General features: G+C 34.6%; 1 pseudogene. It reads left to right on the top strand.

The window, feature by feature from the left end:
- A pseudogene (locus KA878_RS13700) lies at positions 1 to 568 on the top strand (PTS transporter subunit EIIC); the annotation flags it as partial.
- Between the last annotated feature and the right edge of the window lie 219 nt (positions 569 to 787).

The following is a 787-nucleotide window of genomic DNA, read 5'->3' as shown; positions in this document are numbered from 1 at the left end:
CCATTACTGTCATTATTCTTTACAGCATTTGTTACATTTTTAGTCGTTGGACCAGTTACACGAACTGCAGGAACTTTCTTATCTGACGGTTTAACTTGGTTATATGAAACAGGTGGTGCAATCGGTGGTTTATTATTTGGATTATTATATGCACCAATTGTTATTACTGGCATGCATCATAGCTTTATCGCTATTGAAACAACATTGATTGCAGACAAAGCAAATACAGGCGGATCATTTATATTCCCAATTGCAGCAATGTCTAACGTTNNCAGCAGGTATTTCTGCATTGTTAGGTATTACAGAGCCAGCTATGTTTGGTATAAACTTAAAATTACGTTATCCATTTATCGGTGCGATTATAGGATCAGGTGTTGGTTCTTGTTATGTAGCTGCAACAAAAGTAAAAGCTATTGCACTCGGTACAGCGGGATTACCAGGATTTATTTCTATAGCTCCAGGTAGTTGGTTTAACTATATTATCGGTATGGCGATAGCAATTGTTGTCGCATTCGTTGTTACAATTGTATTATCTAGAAGAAAAGCATATAGAGATGTGCAATCATAATATTTGTTACGACCTCTCATTATTTCGTACAATAGAAGTAGTTATTAAATGGAGGTATTGAACATGAAATTAAATGAAATTGATGAAAACGAATTATATCCTACAGAAAAAGTTGGTCCAAGTGTATTAGGAACAATTATTTATAAAGTAGGCGAACAAAGCCAATTTAAAGGGGCATATATTACAACAAACGAACGTGTCATTATGAGCGTTGATATG

The organism is Staphylococcus sp. GDY8P57P (assembly GCF_017892585.1).
Classification (GTDB): Bacteria; Bacillota; Bacilli; order Staphylococcales; family Staphylococcaceae; genus Staphylococcus; species Staphylococcus borealis.
The sequence above is the reverse complement of the archived record's forward strand: the minus strand, read 5'-3'. Positions and strand labels throughout refer to the sequence as shown.